Annotated in this window: 16 protein-coding genes; 8 read left to right on the forward strand and 8 right to left on the reverse strand. The window is 52.7% G+C overall.

Annotated features, from left to right (window positions below):
- Window positions 1–5: 5 nt before the first annotated feature.
- The 3 genes from EI42_RS18435 (at window position 6) to hemH (ending at window position 2,728) form a co-directional block, all read left to right on the forward strand.
- Window positions 6–482, forward strand: a complete 477-nt coding sequence (locus EI42_RS18435; RefSeq protein ID WP_170142736.1) for a DinB family protein — start codon at window positions 6–8, stop codon at window positions 480–482.
- A gap of 212 nt (window positions 483–694) precedes the next feature.
- Complete coding sequence (hemE, locus tag EI42_RS18440; RefSeq protein ID WP_111324217.1) at window positions 695–1,756, forward strand: uroporphyrinogen decarboxylase; 1,062 nt, start codon at window positions 695–697, stop codon at window positions 1,754–1,756.
- Between the two features lie 33 nt (window positions 1,757–1,789).
- Complete coding sequence (gene hemH / locus EI42_RS18445) at window positions 1,790–2,728, forward strand: ferrochelatase (RefSeq protein ID WP_246046326.1); 939 nt, start codon at window positions 1,790–1,792, stop codon at window positions 2,726–2,728.
- Window positions 2,729–2,768: 40 nt separating this feature from the next.
- On the opposite strand, the gene EI42_RS18450 is transcribed toward hemH, so the two are convergent.
- Window positions 2,769–3,209 carry a FixH family protein gene (locus tag EI42_RS18450; protein ID WP_111324106.1) on the reverse strand — a complete coding sequence of 147 codons (441 nt, stop codon included), beginning with the start codon at window positions 3,207–3,209 and terminating at the stop codon, window positions 2,769–2,771.
- A 482-nt stretch (window positions 3,210–3,691) separates the two neighbouring features.
- On the opposite strand from EI42_RS18450, the gene EI42_RS18455 reads away from it, so the two are divergent.
- A complete protein-coding gene (locus EI42_RS18455) occupies window positions 3,692–4,114 on the forward strand; it encodes a glutamyl-tRNA reductase (RefSeq protein WP_111324107.1) in 423 nt (140 codons plus the stop codon).
- 105 nt (window positions 4,115–4,219) lie between these two features.
- Window positions 4,220–5,107 (forward strand): 4-hydroxy-3-methylbut-2-enyl diphosphate reductase, encoded by an 888-nt coding sequence (locus EI42_RS18460; protein WP_111324108.1) that lies wholly within the window; start codon window positions 4,220–4,222, stop codon window positions 5,105–5,107.
- Between the two features lie 166 nt (window positions 5,108–5,273).
- Here EI42_RS18460 and EI42_RS18465 read toward each other — a convergent pair whose 3' ends face one another.
- Entirely contained in the window at window positions 5,274–5,585 is a 312-nt protein-coding gene (locus EI42_RS18465) for a hypothetical protein (RefSeq protein WP_111324109.1), read from the reverse strand.
- Window positions 5,586–5,855: 270 nt separating this feature from the next.
- Window positions 5,856–6,704, reverse strand: a complete 849-nt coding sequence (locus EI42_RS18470) for a bifunctional 5,10-methylenetetrahydrofolate dehydrogenase/5,10-methenyltetrahydrofolate cyclohydrolase (RefSeq protein WP_111324110.1) — start codon at window positions 6,702–6,704, stop codon at window positions 5,856–5,858.
- 342 nt (window positions 6,705–7,046) lie between these two features.
- On the opposite strand from EI42_RS18470, the gene EI42_RS18475 reads away from it, so the two are divergent.
- Window positions 7,047–7,541 (forward strand): YajQ family cyclic di-GMP-binding protein, encoded by a 495-nt coding sequence (locus EI42_RS18475; RefSeq protein ID WP_111324111.1) that lies wholly within the window; start codon window positions 7,047–7,049, stop codon window positions 7,539–7,541.
- A 290-nt stretch (window positions 7,542–7,831) separates the two neighbouring features.
- Window positions 7,832–12,343 (forward strand): tetratricopeptide repeat protein, encoded by a 4,512-nt coding sequence (locus EI42_RS18480; RefSeq protein ID WP_111324112.1) that lies wholly within the window; start codon window positions 7,832–7,834, stop codon window positions 12,341–12,343.
- 509 nt (window positions 12,344–12,852) lie between these two features.
- On the opposite strand, the gene EI42_RS18485 is transcribed toward EI42_RS18480, so the two are convergent.
- The 3 genes from EI42_RS18485 to EI42_RS18495 are packed head-to-tail and all read right to left on the reverse strand — an operon-like array spanning window position 12,853 to window position 15,808.
- Window positions 12,853–13,956 (reverse strand): lipid II:glycine glycyltransferase FemX, encoded by a 1,104-nt coding sequence (locus EI42_RS18485; RefSeq protein WP_111324113.1) that lies wholly within the window; start codon window positions 13,954–13,956, stop codon window positions 12,853–12,855.
- A gap of 28 nt (window positions 13,957–13,984) precedes the next feature.
- The gene (locus tag EI42_RS18490; protein ID WP_111324114.1) at window positions 13,985–15,229 is read right to left on the reverse strand and encodes a lipid II:glycine glycyltransferase FemX; all 1,245 of its coding nucleotides are present in this window, start codon (window positions 15,227–15,229) and stop codon (window positions 13,985–13,987) included.
- Between the two features lie 6 nt (window positions 15,230–15,235).
- Window positions 15,236–15,808, reverse strand: coding sequence for a GNAT family N-acetyltransferase (locus EI42_RS18495; protein WP_111324115.1), 573 nt, complete (start codon window positions 15,806–15,808; stop codon window positions 15,236–15,238).
- Between the two features lie 688 nt (window positions 15,809–16,496).
- On the opposite strand from EI42_RS18495, the gene EI42_RS18500 reads away from it, so the two are divergent.
- A complete protein-coding gene (locus EI42_RS18500) occupies window positions 16,497–18,239 on the forward strand; it encodes a peptide ABC transporter substrate-binding protein (protein WP_111324116.1) in 1,743 nt (580 codons plus the stop codon).
- Window positions 18,240–18,492: 253 nt separating this feature from the next.
- Here EI42_RS18500 and EI42_RS18505 read toward each other — a convergent pair whose 3' ends face one another.
- On the reverse strand, window positions 18,493–19,053 hold the full coding sequence (locus tag EI42_RS18505) for a general stress protein (RefSeq protein WP_111324117.1): 561 nt from the start codon (window positions 19,051–19,053) through the stop codon (window positions 18,493–18,495).
- A 100-nt stretch (window positions 19,054–19,153) separates the two neighbouring features.
- Window positions 19,154–19,798 (reverse strand): response regulator, encoded by a 645-nt coding sequence (locus tag EI42_RS18510; protein ID WP_111324118.1) that lies wholly within the window; start codon window positions 19,796–19,798, stop codon window positions 19,154–19,156.
- Between the last annotated feature and the right edge of the window lie 138 nt (window positions 19,799–19,936).

Here is a 19,936-nt window from a genome sequence, read left to right on the forward strand (position 1 = left end):
ATGGAGTGGGTGAGAGACCATTTGAACTGGTTCGTGGCAAACTGGTATCCGCGCGCATTGAAGTGCTGGCTCAGTTAGCGAAATTCTCGCGTGAAGAACAAGCGTTGCGTCCTGCAAGGGGGAAGTGGACACCCTTGCAGGTTGCCAACCATCTCTATATCTGTGATGGGCTGATTCTAACCCAGATGCGGCGTGTGCAAAGTGAAGAGAACCCGCTGCTCCCTGCAATAGAGGAAGATTCTTCTACCTTCTACGAACCCCCTGATATTCCTTTAACCCCCGAAGTTGTGTTGAACGGGATGGCGGCCCGTCGTGAGGAACTCTATCATTACCTTTCTACATTGCCTGCGGAGGTCTGGCGGCGCCCATTTCGCCACCCCGAATGGGGGCAATGTGCCTTCTATCAGTTGATCGATTTTCTGATTGACCATGATCAACTGCATGCACACCAATTGGTCGCGATGAAAGCTGCTCGCCAGTAGGAGGGCAGCCTTGCTTCCCTTCTCGAAATCTTTGTAAAAAGTGAATTTGAGATAGAGGTTTATGAAGATTTTGGTAGATTTCCTGTTGTCAAAAGCGATCACTCCACGCTATTATATGTGAGAGAAAGAAAGTTGAGGGTCCAGGAGCGTAATCGGTCAGGCAAACCGGTTTCTCTGCAATGCATGGACCCCGGAAAATGAAGGTTTATCGTATGCAAGAAGGACAGAAAACACCGCATACCGGCGTGGCTCGCTTTATGGCTGCATGCCGTCGTGAACAGCCGGATATGACCCCTGTATGGTTTATGCGTCAGGCCGGGCGCTGTCTGGCTGAATATCGCGAGATGCGACGCAAATATGACATTCTCTATATGGCGAAAAATCCAGAACTGGCCACTGAAGTCACGTTGATGCCTATCAAAACCTTAGGTGTGGATGCGGCTGTGCTCTATGCTGATATCATGTTGCCCCTTGAAGGAATGGGAATCTCCCTGGAAATCCAGCCAGAAGTGGGCCCGATTATTCATAATCCGGTGCGCTCGCTCAAGGATGTGGAGGCGTTGCGGGTTATCAAAGCGGAGGAGAGTGTTCCTTATGTGCTGGATGCACTGCGCCTGGTACGCCGTGAGCTTGATGGTAAACAGGCGGTCATCGGTTTCTCTGGAGCTCCGTTCACCCTGGCCTGTTATATGATCGAGGGAAAGCCCTCTCGCGATTATGGGCTTGCCAAGTCGTTAATGTATGGGCAGCCGGAAATCTGGGACGCCTTGATGAACAAGCTCAGCGATGTGGTTGCCGATTATCTCGTCGCTCAGGTGCGAGCAGGCGCCCAGGTCGTTCAGCTCTTCGATAGCTGGGTAGGAGCGGTGAGCCCGAGTGTGTATCGACGCGCTATCCTGCCGTATACCCGTCGTATCTTTGAGACTGTTAAGGCTCAGACCGATGTGCCCACGATCCATTTCGGCACTGGTACAGCGGCCCTGCTGGAAGCGATGACGGAGGCAGGAGGCGATGTCATCAGCGTTGATTGGCGGGTTGACCTGGATGATGCATGGAAACGCATTGGTTATGATCATGGCATTCAGGGGAACCTTGATCCAACCCTGCTGCTTGCTGATTGGTCTGCTGTTGAGGCAGGCGTCAAAGATATTCTGCGGCGTGCAGAGAACCGCCCTGGCCATATCTTTAACCTCGGTCACGGAGTGCTGGCCCAAACTGAGCCGGACCGCCTGCGCCGCCTGGTTGATACTGTCCATGAAATGAGCAGACGATAAAAGACGCTCTTGTTGAATTGAAGAGGGTTGCATATGAAACAGATAGGCGTTCTGTTGATGACCTATGGCTCGCCCGAGCGCTATGACGATGTTCCGGCATTTATGAAGAATGTGTATGGCGGGCGTGAGCCTTCTCCTGAACTGGTCGCCGAGTTTCGGCGGCGTTATGAACTGATTGGTGGTTCTCCGCTGGTTCGGATTACGCGTGAGCAGGCTGCTGCTTTGCAGGAAGAACTGAACAGCCAGAGTACAGACGGCACCCGCTATCATGTCGGGGTCGGTATGCGCTTCTCTCCGCCGTTTATTACCGATGCTGTCCCTGAGGTAGCGGCGGATGTACAGACTCTGGTCGGGTTGGTGATGTCGCCACAATTCTCGCCAATTATCATGAATGGCTATGTACGGACACTGGAAGACGCAGTAGCCGATCTGGAGCGTTCAGATCTTTCGCTGAAGATTGCTCGTGACTGGCACCTGCAACCATACTTTATTGAGGCGACGGCCCGCCGTGTGAAGCAGGCGCTTGAACAGTTCCCGGCAGAGATTCGCGAGAAAGTACCCGTGCTGCTCTCCGCCCATAGCATGCCGAAGCGCGTTGTTGAGAACGAGCCCGACTATATCAACGCCTTAAAGGAGACTGCCGCAGCGGTGGCGCAAAAAGCTGGTCTGGCTAATGATCGCTGGATGTTCTGCTATCAGAGTGCCGGACACACCCCTGAAGAGTGGCTCAAGCCAGACTTCGCTGACCTGATGCCTGAACTCAAGCAGGCAGGTCACACGCATGTCTTGATCGCCCCGGTACAGTTTCTGGCCGACCATCTGGAAATTCTCTACGATATTGAGGTTGGAGCCCGCGAACAGGCTGAAGAACATGGGCTGGTCTTTGCACGGACCGAATCGCTGAACACAGATCCGCTCTTTATCAAGGCCCTGGCCGCAGTGGTACAGGAGACGCTGACCGCGAACAGCTAGAACAAGATATTTGATGCCGCTCTCATTGCAGAGCGGCTTTTTATTGTGCGGTGATTTCAAAGGTGACGGTGATCGGTTGCTCTCCCGAAATAGCGATGCGGGTATGTAAGAGCCAGGGACCACTCATCGAGAAGCGAAAGTGGGCAAGGTACAGATTGTTGTTCTGGCTTTGAGCTTCAAGCGGCGTTGTGCCCATATCCATTGCTTGCATTGTTGTTTCGAGCGTGATGCGCGCGTTGGTGATTGGCTGCTGCTCGCGTAGCACTTGCAGGGCAAGTGTGGCTTCTCGGGATGGCGTGGGCGGATTTGGATCAACCTGTAAGCGGATCAGGTATGGGCCACTGTGCGCCTCTTGAACTGCCGGTGAGGGAGCAGTGGTATGAGGCGTTTCCATGTTCGAGACCCAGGCCCCAAACCCGCTCATCACGGCGAGAAAGAGCACGCCTGCCAGCAGGATCAGGAGTTTTCGTTTTCGCTGCATATAGTTTTTCTCTTCTGGTTCTGATTGATTTCTGCTTTTCAGAGTATCTCAATGGAAGGGGAGGACGCAAGAGGCCGGCGTTGTACGCCAAAAACGAAAGGTGGGTCACGCTTTCTCACCCTCGCACAAAGAGAACCATTCTTGCCATTTCGCGGTCAAAGCACACAATGAAAGGGCAAGTGTTCTACTATCTTCTGTGGCGAGGGCGAAGCGCGACCCACCCGGTTAATGATTCTGCTATTTCTCTGTAAAAATACGTTCGGCTCTCTCTACAAATCTATTATAGCGTATTTCGACAAATTTTGAAAGGGTGAGGGAGCCAAAAAAGGAGAAAGCAGCGAAATAAGGTGAATACCCGATGACAGGTGATGTGACTATGCTATAGTATGAAAAACTGTCCTATCAACTGTTATTGCCAGGTCAAAGAACGATGCTTGGGATGGCACCAGTTAGCTAGAAAATGTGATAGGAGAAGGCATTATATGCATGACATCGCGCCAGAGGTGGTCTCAATAGCGGAAGCTTGCCTCGGTGGTCTGCAAGGTCGTTCAGCATTACTGATCGGGCCGAAGGAACGTCGCTGTCCGTTTATTGCACTGTTGCAAAGATCTCGCATGAAATCAATCTATCAGGAAGACACGCCGGTTCGTGTCCCTTTGTTGTTGCCTCAGGTTGAGCTTGTGATCAGCACTCCCTCGATGGCTGAGAGAGAAGCGGACAACTGGTTAAGCGCTGCCAGCATTGCAAAAGGTTGTGAGGGTCGGCATTCGCCATTGTTGATTTTCGATTTAGCGGCCTCTTCCTCGGTTGAAGAACTGGTGGGTTTGTTGCCACCGGTGTGCCTGTATACGCCTGATGATCTGCGTCAAATTCTGAGTAGAAGGCGGGAGATGAAAGCGTCTTGAATTTGTGGTACACTCGGGATAATTCTTGCAATCTAAGGTAGACACCTTAAGGTATTGGGATGGCATGACCATCTCTCTATGTTATAGATCGAGATAGAGGACGCAATGGAAGTAATCAAAATCTCTCCTCGTGGCTATTGTTATGGTGTAGTAGATGCCCTGACGATCGCGCGTAAGGCCGCTAAGGATACGGCACTTCCCAGACCTATCTATATTATTGGTCAAATTATTCATAATCGCCACGCTATTGAAGAGCTCTCGGAGATGGGAGTGATAACGCTCGATGGTCCAAACCGTCTGGCAATTCTGGAACAGGTGCAGGAAGGCACCGTTATTTTTACCGCTCATGGTGTCTCTCCCCAGGTGAAGCAGCGAGCTCAGGAGCGCGGCTTACATTGTATCGATGCGACCTGCCCGGATGTAACGGTGACGCATAATCTGGTGAAAAAGCTGGTAGCCCGAGGTTTCTATATTTTATATATCGGCAAAAAAGGTCATCCAGAGCCTGAAGGCGTCATGGGAGAGATTCCCGGCCATATCAGTCTGATTGAGACAGAAGCCGATGTTGATGCGCTGCAACTTACACCCGAGCAGGCGCAGAAGATCGCGGTTTCTACCCAGACCACGCTCTCATTATGGGATACACAGCGGGTGATTCGCTATATCAAGGACAAGTATCCACAGGCCGAGGTGCATGTTGATATCTGCAATGCCACGCAGAAGCGACAGGAAGCCGTTGCGGAGCAGGCAAAAGGCGCTGAATTGACGATTGTCGTTGGCGATCCACGCAGCAACAATACCAATCGGCTGGTTCAGGTGTCACAGGAGCTTGCCGGAGTGCCAGCCGTGCGTATTGAGGATCTCTCACAACTGGATGTCAGCCTGTTGAAAGGCAAGAAGCGAGTCGCGGTTACTGCCGGAGCATCAACGCCAAGTCAGTTGACGCGTGAGGTTATCCGTTTTCTGGAACAGTATCCAGCGGAAGAGGCCTGAAAAAAAGCGGAGAGTGTTTCACGTGAAACACTCTCCATTCTTTTGTGCGTTTCTCGGGAAAGCGGTTGGATGACGATAAAATAAGGGCGATCCGCTTTTTGAGTTGCCCTTTCTTGCATAGCCGAAAAATAAACGTTCACTGACAAAGGGCACTGATCGAGAATACTTATTGACGGCACGCCTCGATGATCTGCATGGCCTGTTCACGGGCGCCGAGCTCGGTGAGTGTGACAAGCTGCTGAAAGATGGCGTGGCTGAGCAGGTTGCTGCGCTCTTCATATTCGTCTGCCTGCAACGAGATCTTGTTCTGTTCAAGCTTGCGCTGCTTCAGGGCGAAGAAAGCCAGGCGAAGAAGCTCAAAATTGCGAATCTGCTCCCCTGACTTGAGCTGACTGCTATCCGGTAAATGTGAGATACTGAGCGGAGCCAGATCTTCTGTGATATTGGGTTGAGTTGTCGTTCCGGGCTGTTGGGTCATGCCTGTTCCCCCCTTTTCCTGATAAACTGAGTACGCCACTACCGTCGTTACTCTAGACTCTACCATGAGAAATCCAGCATTACAAGAGTATGCCTGAGTATCAGCAGCAGATAAGAGGAAAGAGACCGTCTGCGCCGGCTTCGAGAATCATTATTCGCGTCGTATCAGTCTGTTTCTAAGGCCATGCGGAGAGAGACCCCGCTTTTTCTCGCTCTGGACAACAGCCGGGGTAGTACTTTTGGAATATTTGCTTCGGATCAGGCGGAGATATTATTCCGGGATGCCCGGACCGAGCAAGGTATGGCGTAACAGTGTCAGATGGATGATCGGTCCCAGGCCACCAGGAACCGGAGTCAGGAACGAGGCGACCTCCCGAACGTGCTCCGCATCGACATCGCCAACAATGCGACCCTCAACCGGATTGATGCCTGCATCAAAAACGATAGCGCCCGGCTTGAGCATCTCGGCGGTCAGAAAATGCGGGCGCCCGACGCTCACTACCACGATATCAGCGCTTCTGGTGATGCGGGCAAGGTCTTCGGTCCGCGAGTGGCAGATGGTCACGGTGGCGTCCTGCCCGAGCAGGGCAAGTGCTATCGGTTTTCCCCCAATATTGCTTCGCCCGATAATTACGGCATGCTTTCCTTGAACCGGGATCCGCGCGTCTCGGATGACCTGTAAAAGCGCATCAGCAGTTGAAGGGACAAAGTTTGGAAATCCGAGTAGCAGGTTGCCAGCATTGCGGGGCCCCAGACCATCAACATCTTTTTCAACAGGGAAGACGTCAGTAATGGCTTGCTGGCGGATATGCTCGGGGAGTGGGAGGAGCAGGAGCACACCGTTGATCGTGGGATCGCGCATGAGTGTAATCAGGTATTGACGTAGCTCGGCTTCGGTGGTCGCGAAAGGGAGAGCAAGCGTCAGGCTGTTCATGCCAATGTGGTAACAGGCATGCTCAAGCTGCTGACGGTAGACCTCCGCCGCATCGGCTTGTCCTACAATCACCTGGGCCAGACGAGCGGCACGCCCGTGCTGCTGTTGAAAACGCTGTGCCTCGTGACGCAGTTCAGTGAACAGATGATGGGCTAATGGCCTGCTATCATAGATTGTGGCTTCCATAAGGCAGACCTCCTTTCCTGGTGCAGCTTCTTAATCATTATATAGAGAAGCTCGGAGAGGTATCGAGTCTCCCGATAGCGTTTTTTTATGATAGGAGAGGTGAAATAGGCTTTCTCTGTCGTAAGGTGTTCTTCTTGTGAAAATGTGCCAGATATCACCAGAATGTACCCTCTTGGGGGAGGAGAGTGGCAATCATGAGAGAAATGAGTTACAATGCCTCCAAAAGAAGACAGGACAATGAAGCCTCAAGACTGACTCTTTTGTGAATGAACAATTCCTCTCTTTCCAGTTCTTATGACGGGCCTCTTTGTTCTGATGCTGGAAGTAAAAGAAAGGGAACTCATGGCTTCCGAGTGTTCTTTTGATATAGTATCACAGTTTGATGAACAGGAGCTGGTGAATGCTCTGGATCAAGCGCAGCGAGAAATAAAGACGCGCTATGACCTGAAGGATACCGATACCCAGATTGAGCATAACAAGGATACCGTGACAATTGTGACGGCTAATGCACTGGCTCTGAAGAGTGTTCGCGATATTATTGAGTCAAAAGCCGTGCGGCGTGGGCTCTCGCTCAAGATCTTCAAGTTCGGGAAAGAGGAACAGGCCGCCGGTGGTCGCGTGCGCCAGACCGCGCAATTGCAGCAGGGGATCACACAGGATCAGGCGAAGGAACTGAGCAAGTTCATCCGGGAGAAATTCCCGAAGGTCAAGCCGCAGATTCAGGGACAGGCTGTGCGCGTAAGCAGCAAGAGTCGCGATGAGTTGCAGGCGGTGATCACGATGCTCAAAGAGAAGGATTATCCGATCGCGTTGCAGTTTACCAATTATCGCGGGTAACGCTCTACGGGTAAGGTCTGTAGATAGGAAAAGAACGCGAACAGCATAGACGTTCTTTTTGTGGGTGGAAGGGATGGGGTGGGGGGCATCTCTGGTTGTGTTTAAACTACTACAATAGCGTATATTCCGGTTTTTTCTAAGTCGCAGGTACTTTAGTACCAAAACGAGTGTCCAGGAGGGGGAATTGTAGTACCCTGATTTTTGATTAGACCAAGCCTGCTAATACACCTGAGTGTAGAAATCCTTTTGTTTTGTGCGTACAAGCGCTCTTAAATAGAGAAAGAGACTATATGCCTGGGAACCGAGAAGTTTATAGCGCAGCAATAAATGCAGCCGACCGCCATCGTTGGGATAGTCAGTGGATGGAGGCGTTGCGGGAGTACCAACGAGCGCTTGCGGAGTTCCCAGAGGATGCGACCGCACGTAGTGGGCTAGGGTTCTGCTACATGCAGCTAAAGCAGTGGCAGCAGGCGCTCAACGAATATGAATATATCCTCAGGCGCGACCCGAGCAACATCATTGCGTTAAGCAAAACCGCGGAACTATACGGGATTCTAAACAGGCGTGAGGATGCATATCAAGCATATTTACATCTAGCAGATCTTTATTCTCAAGCCGGACAAGGTGCGCGTGCTGAAGCAGCCTGGCTCAAAGCAGTGCAGTTGTCCCCTGGCAATCCTGAGCCTCATGAACGACTCGCCAGCTACTACTTTGAAAAGAAAGATATCGCTGCAATGATGCAGCAGCGTCTGGCAGCGGCACAGGGATATTTATATCGAAATGAGCTAGAACTGGCACGCCAGCAGTGTGAAGAGGTTTTACGCGCTGATAATTCAAACGTCCAGGCTCGCCAGTTGCTCGCACAGATCCAACAGGGATCGGGGCCGCCTTTGGGGACAGCCTGGCCTGACTCCGTATCGAGTGCAGGGCCCCCGGCTCACATGCCTCAAACGACGAACAGCCCTTTCTCTCAAACAACGAATTCAGATCATTCTGTAGCCAATACCGTTTCATCGGGTAATACAAGCGGAGGTAATACTGGCATCATGGGTAACATGGGTAGCGCGGGCAACTATGGCGGAGTGAATAATATGGCCTCTTCCGCCGCTCTTACCGGCTCCGGTGGGATGCCTCGCAGGCGCATTACTGCCAGTCAGGTCACAGAGGCGTTGAAACAGGCCCAGATCTTTCAAGATCAGGGACGATACAATGAGGCCATTGATCTCTGTGAACAAATTTTAGAAAGTGGCTTTGACCGTCCTGATGCCCGCTACTTTCTAGGATGGCTCTATCAGGAGCAGCAGCGCTGGGATGATGCTATTCGGCAGTTCCAGATGTTGCTGAATGATCCTGATTATGCTCTTTCTTGCTATTATGCTTTAGGCCAGTGCTATCGAGCACGTGGCGATCTTCGTACTGCGACGGTTCATTTTGATGAAGCTGTTGACCGGGTTAATCTGGACGCGCTTACCGTTGAAGAGGCTGACCAACTGGTTCAGCTCTGTCAGGAAGCCGCGGAGGCTCATCGCTTGCTCGGTGAACAGGAACAGGCACTGACCGTTTATAACGCTCTTCTTGGTTTCCTGCGTAGCCGTGGTTGGAACGACAAAGTTGCTCAGGTAGAGTTTATGTTGCAACAGGCGCAAAATGCACCTGCGCCTGCTCGCCCTGTTACCCCCCCTGTCACTCAGAATGGCTCACCGATGCAGGGGCCGCCATCACAGATGCCGCCACAACAGCCGATGGCCGACGCGGCAACGATGATGTTTAATGCTCCTCCACAGGCCCCTATGCCGCCGCAGCAGCCACAGCAGCCACAACAGCCAGCGGCAAACCAGGCGAATAATAACGTGGGCGAACTTCCAGATTGGTTGACCGGCATCCTGAATGAAGGCGAACAACCACAGATGGCGGCTCCACAACAGCCACCAATGTCACCGCCGCAGGCTTCAGTGGCCGAACAGCCAACAATGATGCAGCCGAGTATTGGCGATCAAATGGCGCCTCAACAGTCAGTTCCTTCACAGCCGTTGCAGGCTCCACAGCCTGAACAGCAGGCAGCTCCTTCCTGGCTAACAGAGGATATTCCGCCTGCCGCGCCAAACTCAACGCGGGTGCTGCCACAAGATCAGTTTGGTGGCGATATCTTTGGCCAGCCGATGCAGCAGCCGACGCCGCCTCCGGGGCAACAGCCAGCCGTACAGCAGCCGACACCACCTCCGGGGCAGCAACCAACGGTCCAGCCGATGCAGCAACCGGCAGCACCGCAGTCGATGCAGCAGCCGACGCCGCCTCCGGGCCAGCAGCCGGCAATGCAATCAATACCGCAACAACCAACTATGCCGCAGCAGCCGGCACCTGCACAGCCAGCGGCGCAACAGTCGAGCTTCTTGTTTGAGCAGCCGACACCGCCGCCAGGCCAGCAACCGGCAATGCAGCAACCGGTGGCACCGCAGCCGCAGCAACCGACACCGCCTCCAGGTCAGCAGCCGGCTGTCCAGCCGATGCAGCAACCGGTGGCACCGCAGCCGCAACAGCCGACACCGCCGCCGGGCCAACAGCCGGTGATGCCGCAAGGCTTCCCGTTTGAGCAGCAGCCGCAACAGCCGACGCCGGGCCAACAGCCGGTGATGCCGCAAAGCTTCCCGCTTGAGCAGCAGCCGCAACAGCCGACGCCGCCGCCGGGACAACAGCCAGCGGTCCAACCAATGCAGCAGCCAGTGGTAGCACAGCAGCCAGTTATGCCTGCTCCAGCAGAGAAATCACCGGTTGTCTCGCAGCCGTTACAGGCCGCGCCAACTCCTGCCGACCAGGTTAGCTTGTTGCTGCCGAACACGCCGCAGGAGCCACAGCTAAGCACACTGGCGGGCATGATTGCGGGGACTGCGTCACCTCAGCCGGAGACAAAGCCTGCTGAAGATCTGTTGAGTCAGCTCGCTGGCAGCACAAATACGGTTCAGGTTGAGGATGCCATTACGGCAAGTACCTATAATCTGCCGGAGAATGTGCGGGGGCGGGTTGCCCAGTCGATGCGCGACATTCAAAACTATGTCAATCATGGCCTGCTGACACCTGCAATGGAAGAGTGTCTGCGCGTGATCGAGATGGCGCCACAATATCTGGATGTCCATCAGGTACTGTGTGAGATCTATGTGCGACAGGGTAAAATCGAGCAGGCCATTACCAAGTATGCCATTCTTGTTGATACCTATATTGTGAACGGGCGTACCGAGGATGCGATTGCTACCTATCGGCGTATCTTGCAGCTTGAGCCAAATAACCTGACCTATCGCATGCGTCTGATCAATCTTTTGTCGTCGCATGGGAATAAAGAGGATCTCTTGCGTGAGCGAACGCTGGCAGCGGAAGCGTATCTGCGCCTGGGCTATATGGATCGTGCGCTGACCGAACTGGAGCAGGCGCTACAGGAGAGCCCGACCAGTGTTCCTACCCGCCTGAACTATGCACTGGCTTTGCAAAAGCTCGGACGCAGTCAGCAGGCGATGGCTGAGTATCAGCGCGTCTTGCAGGTTGATCCTCGCAACATCACCGCGTTGGTCAGGCTACATATCATGCAGATTACGGCCCTCGGTACTGCACGCTCGAACTCGTTGGAACTGCTTTCTCGCATTCGCTGGCAACTGCGTGGTGAAGGCCAGAAGAACGCGAACGCGGTTGTCCGTGAGTATCTGCAGGCAGTTGATATCTATCCGAATAATGCGGATGTTCACTATTCGCTCGGACAGATTTACCAGCAGTGTGGCCTGTTTGATAAAGCGGTCGATTCGTACAGCCTATCGCTGCGTGATAGCTCGGTGGAAGTGCTGGCACGGGTTGCGTCCGCGCATTGTCTCTTGCAGCAAGGGAAGCCCGAACCTGCAATTCAGCATCTCGAACAGGCTCTTCAGGCCGTCCGGCGCTCGCCCGTGGCGATTGATCCGGCTACCTGGGCCGCCCGTCCCCGTGAGGAGGGTGAGGAGCATAAAGCGCCAGAGGTCGAGATCTCGAAGTTACTGGCGGATGCCTATGCTCGTACAGGTCGTATGGAGCAGCGCGATGCCCTGTTACGCCAGTTGAAGCAGACTCGTGCCGCTCAGGATGAGGTTGCCTCGACACTGGCGGAGATCTCGGCGCGTCAGAGCGACCCTGAGACAACGCTGCGTGAGTATCTGGAGCTGGTGAACCATTATCGGAGCAGTCGACAGGGAGACAACGCGATCAAGGTGCTGAACGAGATGGTGCGGCTTGCTCCTCAGGATCCTCGCGCTCATGAGGAACTGGCCGAGATCTATATCAACCGTGGTCTACTCGAAGAGGGCATTGCAGAGCTACGCCTGCTGGCCGATATCTACTTACGTCGGAATCGCTCGAGTGATGCCGCGCTGGTGCTTCAGCGTATCGCCAGTATCTATGATGAGATGGGCGACAATGATGAGGCTCTGGCGAACTACTGCCGGGCCGCCGAGCTTGACCCAACCTCAATGGATCTGATGCGCGAGGTGGTTGGTTTCTGTTATCGTGTTGGCCGATCTCATGAGGCCGCCAGATATCAGGAAGCGATTGCGCGCCACTACTACGAAACCCATCAGGTGAAAGAGGCGGTCGCCGCGCTACAGCAGTTAATCACTATCGATCGAACGAACTACGATGCCTATGATATGCTCGGTCAGACCTATCAGTCTGTTGGTGAGTATGAACAGGCAAGCAGGGTATATCGTAACCTGGCAAAGGTGAATCCAGGGAGCACAGTAGCGCGTGAACGCCTGGCGACATTGCAGGAGTTGCGTTCAAGTTCCCGCTAAGGTTTGTTCTTGGAGAGGGGCAATAATTTGCCTCTCTCTTTTTTTATTTTGACCGGGCTCGCTCGTGGTTCTGCTTCCAGGAAGGGCTTGACGAATCATGTTAGGGTGTGCTAATATCCGAGTAGGTTGGTAAGATTTAAAGGGGAAAATGAAGGCCAGATATATTCCATTTTCCCTCCTTCTCGCTGTTTTTCACGTCAGGGAATGTGTTCGGGAACTCGTGGGTACCGAAACACATTCCTTTCTTTTGGGGATCAGGCGTCATCTGGCGAGAATGCTTCTTATATGCAAGCGAGTAAGAAGAAGTATTTGGTCCTATCAGTATAATATCCTTAAATGCGTAATAGTACCCATTCTTTCATGTGCATATGCTTTACCTCCCCTCGCCTCTGCTAAGCCTCCTCTAGCGAGGCGAGGTTTTTTTTGCCGGAGGGAAAAAAGAGCGCAAGAGGAATCCCTTCAGAGGGGAGGCCTGCCCTTGCGCTTTTACTCTTTTGAGGGTGAAGAGTTTACTTGCCTGGTTTTTCGCGGGCTTTTTCCGCGTGAGCCACGGTACGGGCGGCAGCGGCTTTACGGTATGCCATCTCATCGCGTTTTGTCTTGATCTCAAGCAAGGCGCGATAGGTCTGATAGACGACCGGACGGTAGGCGAGGTCATGCGTGTCCATAAAGCGGATGGGATAGCCGCCAAACCCGCGCTTGAATTGATAGACGCCCCAGAGCTCCTGACCTTCTTCGAGGATATCAGGAATACCCCGGAAGTTGTAGTACCAGCAACCATGTTGTTTAGCCCACTGGATGCCAGTCCATTGCAACAGGTGGTTTGGCATGCGCTCACGATGCTCGTTGCCCGATGCTCCGTACATATACCAGCTCCAGCGCCCGAAACACAGAACAATGATCGCAGCAATGGGCTTGCCTTCATATTCGGCTACAAAAAGCTGACCCATGTCCTGTGAGCGGAAGGTTTCGAGTACGTTGCGGTAAAACTCTTTGCTATTAATATGGAAGCGATCGCGCTCGCTTGTTACCTGATAGAGACGGAAGAAGGCATCAAAATCAGCGTCGCTGGTTCCGGGACGGACGGTGACGCCTTTCCGGCCTGCCAGCCGAATATTGTATCGCCACTTCTCTTTCATCTGAGAAAGCAGCGTTTTCTCGTCTGGCTGGATATCCAGCACCCATTCGTGACGGATATGGACATAGTGCGGGTTTGCATGAAAGCCAAAGCGGCGCAAGGCCGAGGACCATTTCAGGTTGCGATCAGCAACGCTTGGCTCCACTTTTAGCATAAAAGCGCCCCGCTTATGCGCCTCTGCCTTCACGAAATTGAGGAGGACGGTCATTGCGGGAGAATGAGGGTCCTCAATAATCGGTCCACGTGGTGCGTAAAAGTAGGTCTGCTTGATAATTGGTGCCTGAGAGACCAGGATCAGCATTGCGGCGCATAGCTTGCCGTCGTTGTCTACAACGCCGACACGAAGTGTTTCCTGCACGCCGTCAAGCTGAGTGGCGTAGTCTCCCCACTCATAGGATTGTGTAATATTGCAGCAGACTGATGAGGCGACGAAATCGTTCCACTGCTGACGGTCAGTAATAATACGGGCTTCCATTTCCAATCCTTTTATTCTGTGTCCTGTTTTACGCCGATTTTTCCGCCTTCTTTTGCTGTTCTACGGGCGGTTTCTTCTTGCTACCGGCTATCTGTTTCTCGGCGGGATTCTGCGCTGATTTGGCCCCATTCTGGGCGGCTGCCGGTGAGGTTTTCTCAGGGCGTTTGGTCTGAAGCTGACCGCTGGCGGCTCGCTCAAGCTCGACTTTTCGGCGTTCGCGTGCGCGGCGGGCGCGTTTCCATTCGACAAGCGTTGTCCAGAGCGTATAAATGGCTGGCCGGTACACAAAGTCCTGTGTAGGGATATTCAGGCGGGAGAAGCCCCCAAAGCCCTTCTTATATTCGTAGACGCCCCACATTTCCTCGCCGGGCTCCAGAATCTCTGGAATGGTACGGAAGTCAAAGTGAGTGCATCCCTTTGACTGTGCCCACTGGATACAATGATATTGCAGCAGGTAGGTGGGCTTGAGATTGCGCTTGTGGTTGCTTGAGGCGCCGAACATATCCCAGCACCAATCGCCAAACCGGATCAGCATTTTCGCCGCGATCGCTTCGCCCTCGTGTTCTGCGAGGAAGAGTACCGCATCACCCTTGCTGGCAAAGTGCCGCAGGATCTCCTTATGATACGCTTTGTCGTGAATGAAGAAGGCGTCACGCTCGCTGGTAATTTTCATCAATTCGTAGTAGGCATCGAAATCGGCATCGGTGGTTGCCTCACGAATAACGACGCCTTTACGGGCGGCGGAACGCACGTTCTGACGCCATGTCATCTTGAATTTTGCAAGCAGTTCCTCAGCGGGAGGGCGGATGTCCAGGACCCAGCTTCTACGCCCGTGAACGGCTATCGCGTTGTTACGGAAGCCGAGGCGCTGATAGGCGTTGATCCATTCCTGCTGATTGGGATCGTCATCGGCGATATTGGGTTCGATACGAAGAACGACGGCCCGTTCTTTGCGAGCAATCAGATGAGCATGCTGGATCAACGCTGGCAGTGCAGGCGAATCGGGGCTGGTAACGGTTGGCCCTCGAACGCTATACAGCCACTTGAGCTCGACGCCCGGGATTTTGACAGGCAGAGGAACCGGATTGACGGTCAGTAGCATCGCGCCGATCATTTCGCCTTCCTGAAGGGCGCCCAGACGGTAGATGCGCCCTCCGAGATATTTGTTGAGTTCTCCCCACTCATAGGACTGTAGAAGATGCCCGCGAGGCTGTGCCTGAAGGAAGTTATTCCATTGTTCGCGATCGGTGATTTCTTCTATGGTAAGAGACATACGCAATTACTTCTTTTCTTCTTGCTCCAAAAACTCACTTCTCAAAAGGCTGTATACACGAACGTTGTTATATTTGCCGAAACGGAAAATGGCTTCGCGCAATGTACCTTCATACTTGAAGCCCGCTTTTTCATCGGCTTTCCATCCGCCTATATTCTCTTCCATGTCCTGCGTCTGGATGCGGTTCAGATTTAATTCCATAAATCCGTAGCGGATCATAAGCTTTGTTGCCTCAGTGCCGTATCCCTGCCCCCAGACGCTGCGATCTCCGATAATGACGTAGAATTCGGCTGTCTGATTGAGGGTGTTGATGTCCTTTAAGCCAACCAGACCGATGAGGCGATTATCACTCTTCCGCACGACACCAAAAATAATATGACCGAAGCTTTTGTACAGGTTCTCGATGCGTTCTTTTCCGCGGTAGTCGCTTGTTGGGTAAACGGAGAAATAACGGCGGATCTCCTCATCATTTAGCCAGGTGGAATACAGGTGGTTGTCCTGGGCCGGTTCCAGAGGACGGAGGTAGAGACGGTCTCCAATAATAAAAGGGTTTTGCATCTCGGTAATATTTTCAGACATAGTTTTGTACTCCATAGCTTCAATGTTCTCATGCATACAAGTTACTGGTTTTGAGGGCAGTATAACATAGCGAAAAATTCGAGGCAATTTGATCGTGCTTTTCTAGGGAGAAAGGGATACTATGCACAGACAGGTATCCTATTTCGCTCTTTATCCTGCGGCCTCACTCCTGTTTCGTCAACTTGCTGTCTATCTTTGCTTGCTTGCCTCTTGACAGCGAGATTTCTCTATGTCTATAATTGACTAAACTGATCAACTAAATTAAAAATCCAGGTAGCGTGCCCCTTGGTACGACTTCAACAGGGAAAAGTAGGTACGGAAAAATGTTTGTGATTGAGTCCGAGAACCCCCTTCGGAGGTTCGCTTTGACGCCGCTTGCGCCACGCGTCAACCTATCTATGATTCGTGCTATTCCTCATATGTCCTCCCTCTCTCAGCGTTGTATGCCCTGTTCCATGTGTGCCTGTTGTTGTTAGGGCCTGGCTGCATTCTTTCATTCCTTTCTCTTGAGTCTTCTCTTTTCATTCTATGGCATGGAATAAAATCCTGTCATTGATGTGTCTTATGTTATAAACTAGAGAAAATAACACCGCTCGGTTATTTTCATTCTTTTCTGTTCATCCCTGAAGGGAAACACTATTTCTCAAATAGGTATTCCCTGGCTGGCAGTGTAAAGGAGTTCTTATCGATGTCATTACGACGTAGCCCAATGCGAAAATACTCTTACATCCTGTTGGGCTTTCTGGCTCTGCTCGTCGTCGCCTGTGGAGGCGGGAACACAACCACAGCAAATGATGGCGGGAAAGCACCCGAGAACAGGCAGGTTCTGGTTCAGCCGATGGTCGGCCCTGGATCATTGAAGACGCTCGATCCGCCGATCGCTGGCGGTCCGCGTGTGGTGAGCATGCTCTATACCGGCCTGGTGCAGCTTGACGAGAATTTACAGGTGATTGATCAGCTTGCACAGACACACGAGGTGGCAAGTGATGGCGTGACCTGGACATTTAAGCTGAAACCCAATCTGAAGTTCAGCAATGGAGATCCCCTGACATCTGAAGATGTTGTCTACAGCATTGATCGAGCTCTCCAGCCTGCGACAAAGGCTCCAGATGCGCTTTTCTATTTGCGCCTTATCAAAGATGCGGACAAGCTGGCAACAGGCAAAATCAAGACGCTGATCGGTTCCAGTCTGCTGACTCCTGATCCGCAGACCGTGAAGATCATCACCAGCAAGAAGGCCAGTCACTTCCTGTATGCGCTGGCCTATGAGACGGCTTTTGTAGTGAATAAGAAGGTCGTTGAGAAGTATGGCTCAAGCTATACCCACCATATCAAGGAGGGCGCTGGAGCCGGTCCGTATATTCTCTCTGAGGCTGATGAAAACAAAGCGTTCGTTTTTGTTCCCAATCCGAACTACAATGGACCAAAGCCACAAATTAAGAAGGTGATTATTCCTTTCTACAAGAGCCAGGACACGATGTATCAGGCCTACCAGACCGGTGAGGTCAGCTACACGAACGTGCCTCCCTCTCAGCTCGAAGCTGCCCAGAAACTGCCCAATAACCAGTTCTACAGGGCAGCTATTCAGGGGACCACGTACTACACGATGAACTATCTGATCAAGCCGTTTGACAATCAGAAGGTTCGTCAGGCTTTTGCCCTGGCCCTGGATAAAGAGCAGATCGCGCGCTCGGTGTATAAGGATACGATTATTCCGACAAACCATATCGTCCCTCAGGGAGCGAACAGCTACAACCCGAATCTCAAAGGTCCGGCTGGTGTGAATGATTTGAAGGGCGATAAGGCCAAAGCAAAAGCGCTCTTTGAAGAGGGACTCAAAGAAGAGGGCCTGAGCCGCGATAAACTGCCCCCGATCACGCTTTCGATACCCCAGGGTGATACGCTGGTGCAGCGTGAGGCTGTGGTGGTGCAGCAGATGTGGAATGAGACGCTTGACCTGGACGTCCGGGTGAGCGTTGTTGAGACCTCGAAATATTACGAAGATATGGACGCCACAAAGAACAATCCACATGGAATGATGATCTGGCGCTCCTACTGGAAAGCAGATTATGCGGATCCGCAGAACTGGCTGACCTTGCTGTTCGATAAAGAGTCGACTTTTAACAATGAGAACTATGGTGCAAACAATGCCTCCAACAAGGCAGAGCAGCAGAAGGCCATTGATCTCATGTATACTGCTGATGCAAACTTCAATCAGGATGAGCGCATCAAGCAGTATCAGGAGGCGGAACAGATGGTTGTCGATCATGCTGCCTGGATCCCTCTGTTCCAGATGACAAAGGTTCAGGTGCGCAAGCCGTGCGTAAAAGGCATGATCAATTCGGCCCCGTTTGATCCGGCTCCAGACAACTGGTCGAAGATCTACATTTCAAACGACCAGCCGTGCATTAGCTCAAGATATACTGTCTGAAGAGACTTTCTCACAACTTTGACGGCGTAGCGTGTATGTCTTGGTGACGATGAAGAGGGACAGCGAGAACAATGACGTTCTCCTGTCCTTTTTTTCTGCGTTTTGGCCTGAGGAGGAGAGACGCTGACCTTGAATGGCCCCGGCATCTGGTTCTGCCAGCGCGACGGAAAGCAGCTCTGAGAGAAACGGTGAGAGGGGGGAACAGAAAACGAGAGAGAAACAGTCTGCTGGCTGTTTCTCTCTCTGCACGGGCTCAATCGGTATCTTTGGTTTCCTGGGGGGTATCCGTGCCATATGGCCTGATGGGAGGCGTTGCATTGATGATGCCTGCCTGTGTTTCAGCGTCATAGGCCCCGTGTTTGCGCATAATTGCCAGGGCATCACGATACCCTTCCGCACTTGGCGTTTTTACGACGATAACGGTATGACCGGCTTCCAGTTCCTGCTGATAAAACTGTGCATCTTTCTCTGGAATGCCGAATTTGACGAATGAGCCGATAAGCCCGCCGGCGGCTGCTCCGAGCGTGGCCCCGCCAAGTGTGGTCGCGAGAATGCCGCCTGCCACTGCCGGGCCAATGCCAGGAATGAGTAATGAGGCGGCTGCACCCAGAACGCCTCCGATGACACCTCCTTCGAGGATACCGGCGGCAGTGTTGGCTGCTTTGGCTGCATCTTTGCCGACCACGCGGCTGCGAGCTAGAAAGCCGATCTCATCATCATTGAAGCCTGCCTGCTTGAGCTCTTCTATGGCCTGGTTCGCCTGGGCTTTGTCATAGAAAACACCCACGACAACGGTATTTTGTGTCATTGCCATCGCCCTTTGCTCCCTTCCTGTACGGCTGTTCCAGGGCTACGAAAGGCTACTTCCTGTGTGATTAACACGGGAATGGTTCGGGTAAAGTTTCACAAAGCGCTTATTGATTCTGTGGCGTTTCCGGGGTTATCAGATTGAGGCGAGCGGCGTAAAGTGCTGCCTGAGTGCGACTCTGGACACCGAGTTTCGCCAGAATATGGCGTACATGTGTCTTCACGGTATCTTCAACGATGTGCAGGTGTCGGGCGATGTCTTTGTTAGTCTGCCCCTGGGCAAGCAGCCGGAGCACATCGGCCTCACGCTCCGTCAGGCGATCAATACGGTTTGGGATGCGCATTTCCTGACGCAGAAAAGCAGTGGCCTGAGGAGACATATGGAGTTGCCCTTTGCTGGCCGCTTTAATGGCTGTACAGAGCTCCTCGGCCTCAGTATCTTTAAGCAGGTAGCCAATCGCTCCCGCTCTGACAGCCGAGATTACTGCCAGACGTTCCAGAAAGCTGGTCAGAATAACCACTTGCGTTTGCGGAAATTCCTGACGAATTCTGCTTGTTGCTTGAATGCCATCAATAACAGGCAGAAGGAGATCCAGTAAGACAACATCCGGGTGATGCTCTCGTACAAGTTCCAGCGTTGCTGCTCCATTGGCAGCTTCTCCAACAACCTCGATTGCTGGATCGTCTGTAATGAGATGGCGTAATCCTTCGCGTACAATGCAGTGGTCATCTGCGATCACCACGCGAATCATCTCTGTTCCTCCTTCCGGGTACAGGCTTCGTGCTCCTTTTTTATTCTACACCGTCTGACGAATGCTTTTTCGTGCATGTTCTGCGAGTGATCTTGACTCCTGTTCTCTCGCTGGAGGGGCTGTCATTCGGGCTAGAAC

This window comes from Thermosporothrix hazakensis (assembly GCF_003253565.1).
Taxonomy (GTDB): domain Bacteria; phylum Chloroflexota; class Ktedonobacteria; order Ktedonobacterales; family Ktedonobacteraceae; genus Thermosporothrix; species Thermosporothrix hazakensis.

Bases quoted from the DNA above. Each gene is read 5' to 3' on its own strand.
- hemE (WP_111324217.1), top strand. From the start codon at position 695: ATGCAAGAAGGACAGAAAACACCGCATACCGGCGTGGCTCGCTTTATG.
- EI42_RS18475 (WP_111324111.1), top strand. From the start codon at position 7,047: ATGGCTTCCGAGTGTTCTTTTGATATAGTATCACAGTTTGATGAACAG.
- EI42_RS18470 (WP_111324110.1), bottom strand. From the start codon at position 6,704: ATGGAAGCCACAATCTATGATAGCAGGCCATTAGCCCATCATCTGTTC.
- EI42_RS18490 (WP_111324114.1), bottom strand. From the start codon at position 15,229: ATGTCTCTTACCATAGAAGAAATCACCGATCGCGAACAATGGAATAAC.
- EI42_RS18510 (WP_111324118.1), bottom strand. From the start codon at position 19,798: ATGATTCGCGTGGTGATCGCAGATGACCACTGCATTGTACGCGAAGGA.
- EI42_RS18505 (WP_111324117.1), bottom strand. From the start codon at position 19,053: ATGGCAATGACACAAAATACCGTTGTCGTGGGTGTTTTCTATGACAAA.
- EI42_RS18465 (WP_111324109.1), bottom strand. From the start codon at position 5,585: ATGACCCAACAGCCCGGAACGACAACTCAACCCAATATCACAGAAGAT.
- EI42_RS18495 (WP_111324115.1), bottom strand. From the start codon at position 15,808: ATGTCTGAAAATATTACCGAGATGCAAAACCCTTTTATTATTGGAGAC.
- EI42_RS18460 (WP_111324108.1), top strand. From the start codon at position 4,220: ATGGAAGTAATCAAAATCTCTCCTCGTGGCTATTGTTATGGTGTAGTA.
- EI42_RS18450 (WP_111324106.1), bottom strand. From the start codon at position 3,209: ATGCAGCGAAAACGAAAACTCCTGATCCTGCTGGCAGGCGTGCTCTTT.
- EI42_RS18455 (WP_111324107.1), top strand. From the start codon at position 3,692: ATGCATGACATCGCGCCAGAGGTGGTCTCAATAGCGGAAGCTTGCCTC.
- hemH (WP_246046326.1), top strand. From the start codon at position 1,790: ATGAAACAGATAGGCGTTCTGTTGATGACCTATGGCTCGCCCGAGCGC.
- EI42_RS18500 (WP_111324116.1), top strand. From the start codon at position 16,497: ATGTCATTACGACGTAGCCCAATGCGAAAATACTCTTACATCCTGTTG.
- EI42_RS18480 (WP_111324112.1), top strand. From the start codon at position 7,832: ATGCCTGGGAACCGAGAAGTTTATAGCGCAGCAATAAATGCAGCCGAC.
- EI42_RS18485 (WP_111324113.1), bottom strand. From the start codon at position 13,956: ATGGAAGCCCGTATTATTACTGACCGTCAGCAGTGGAACGATTTCGTC.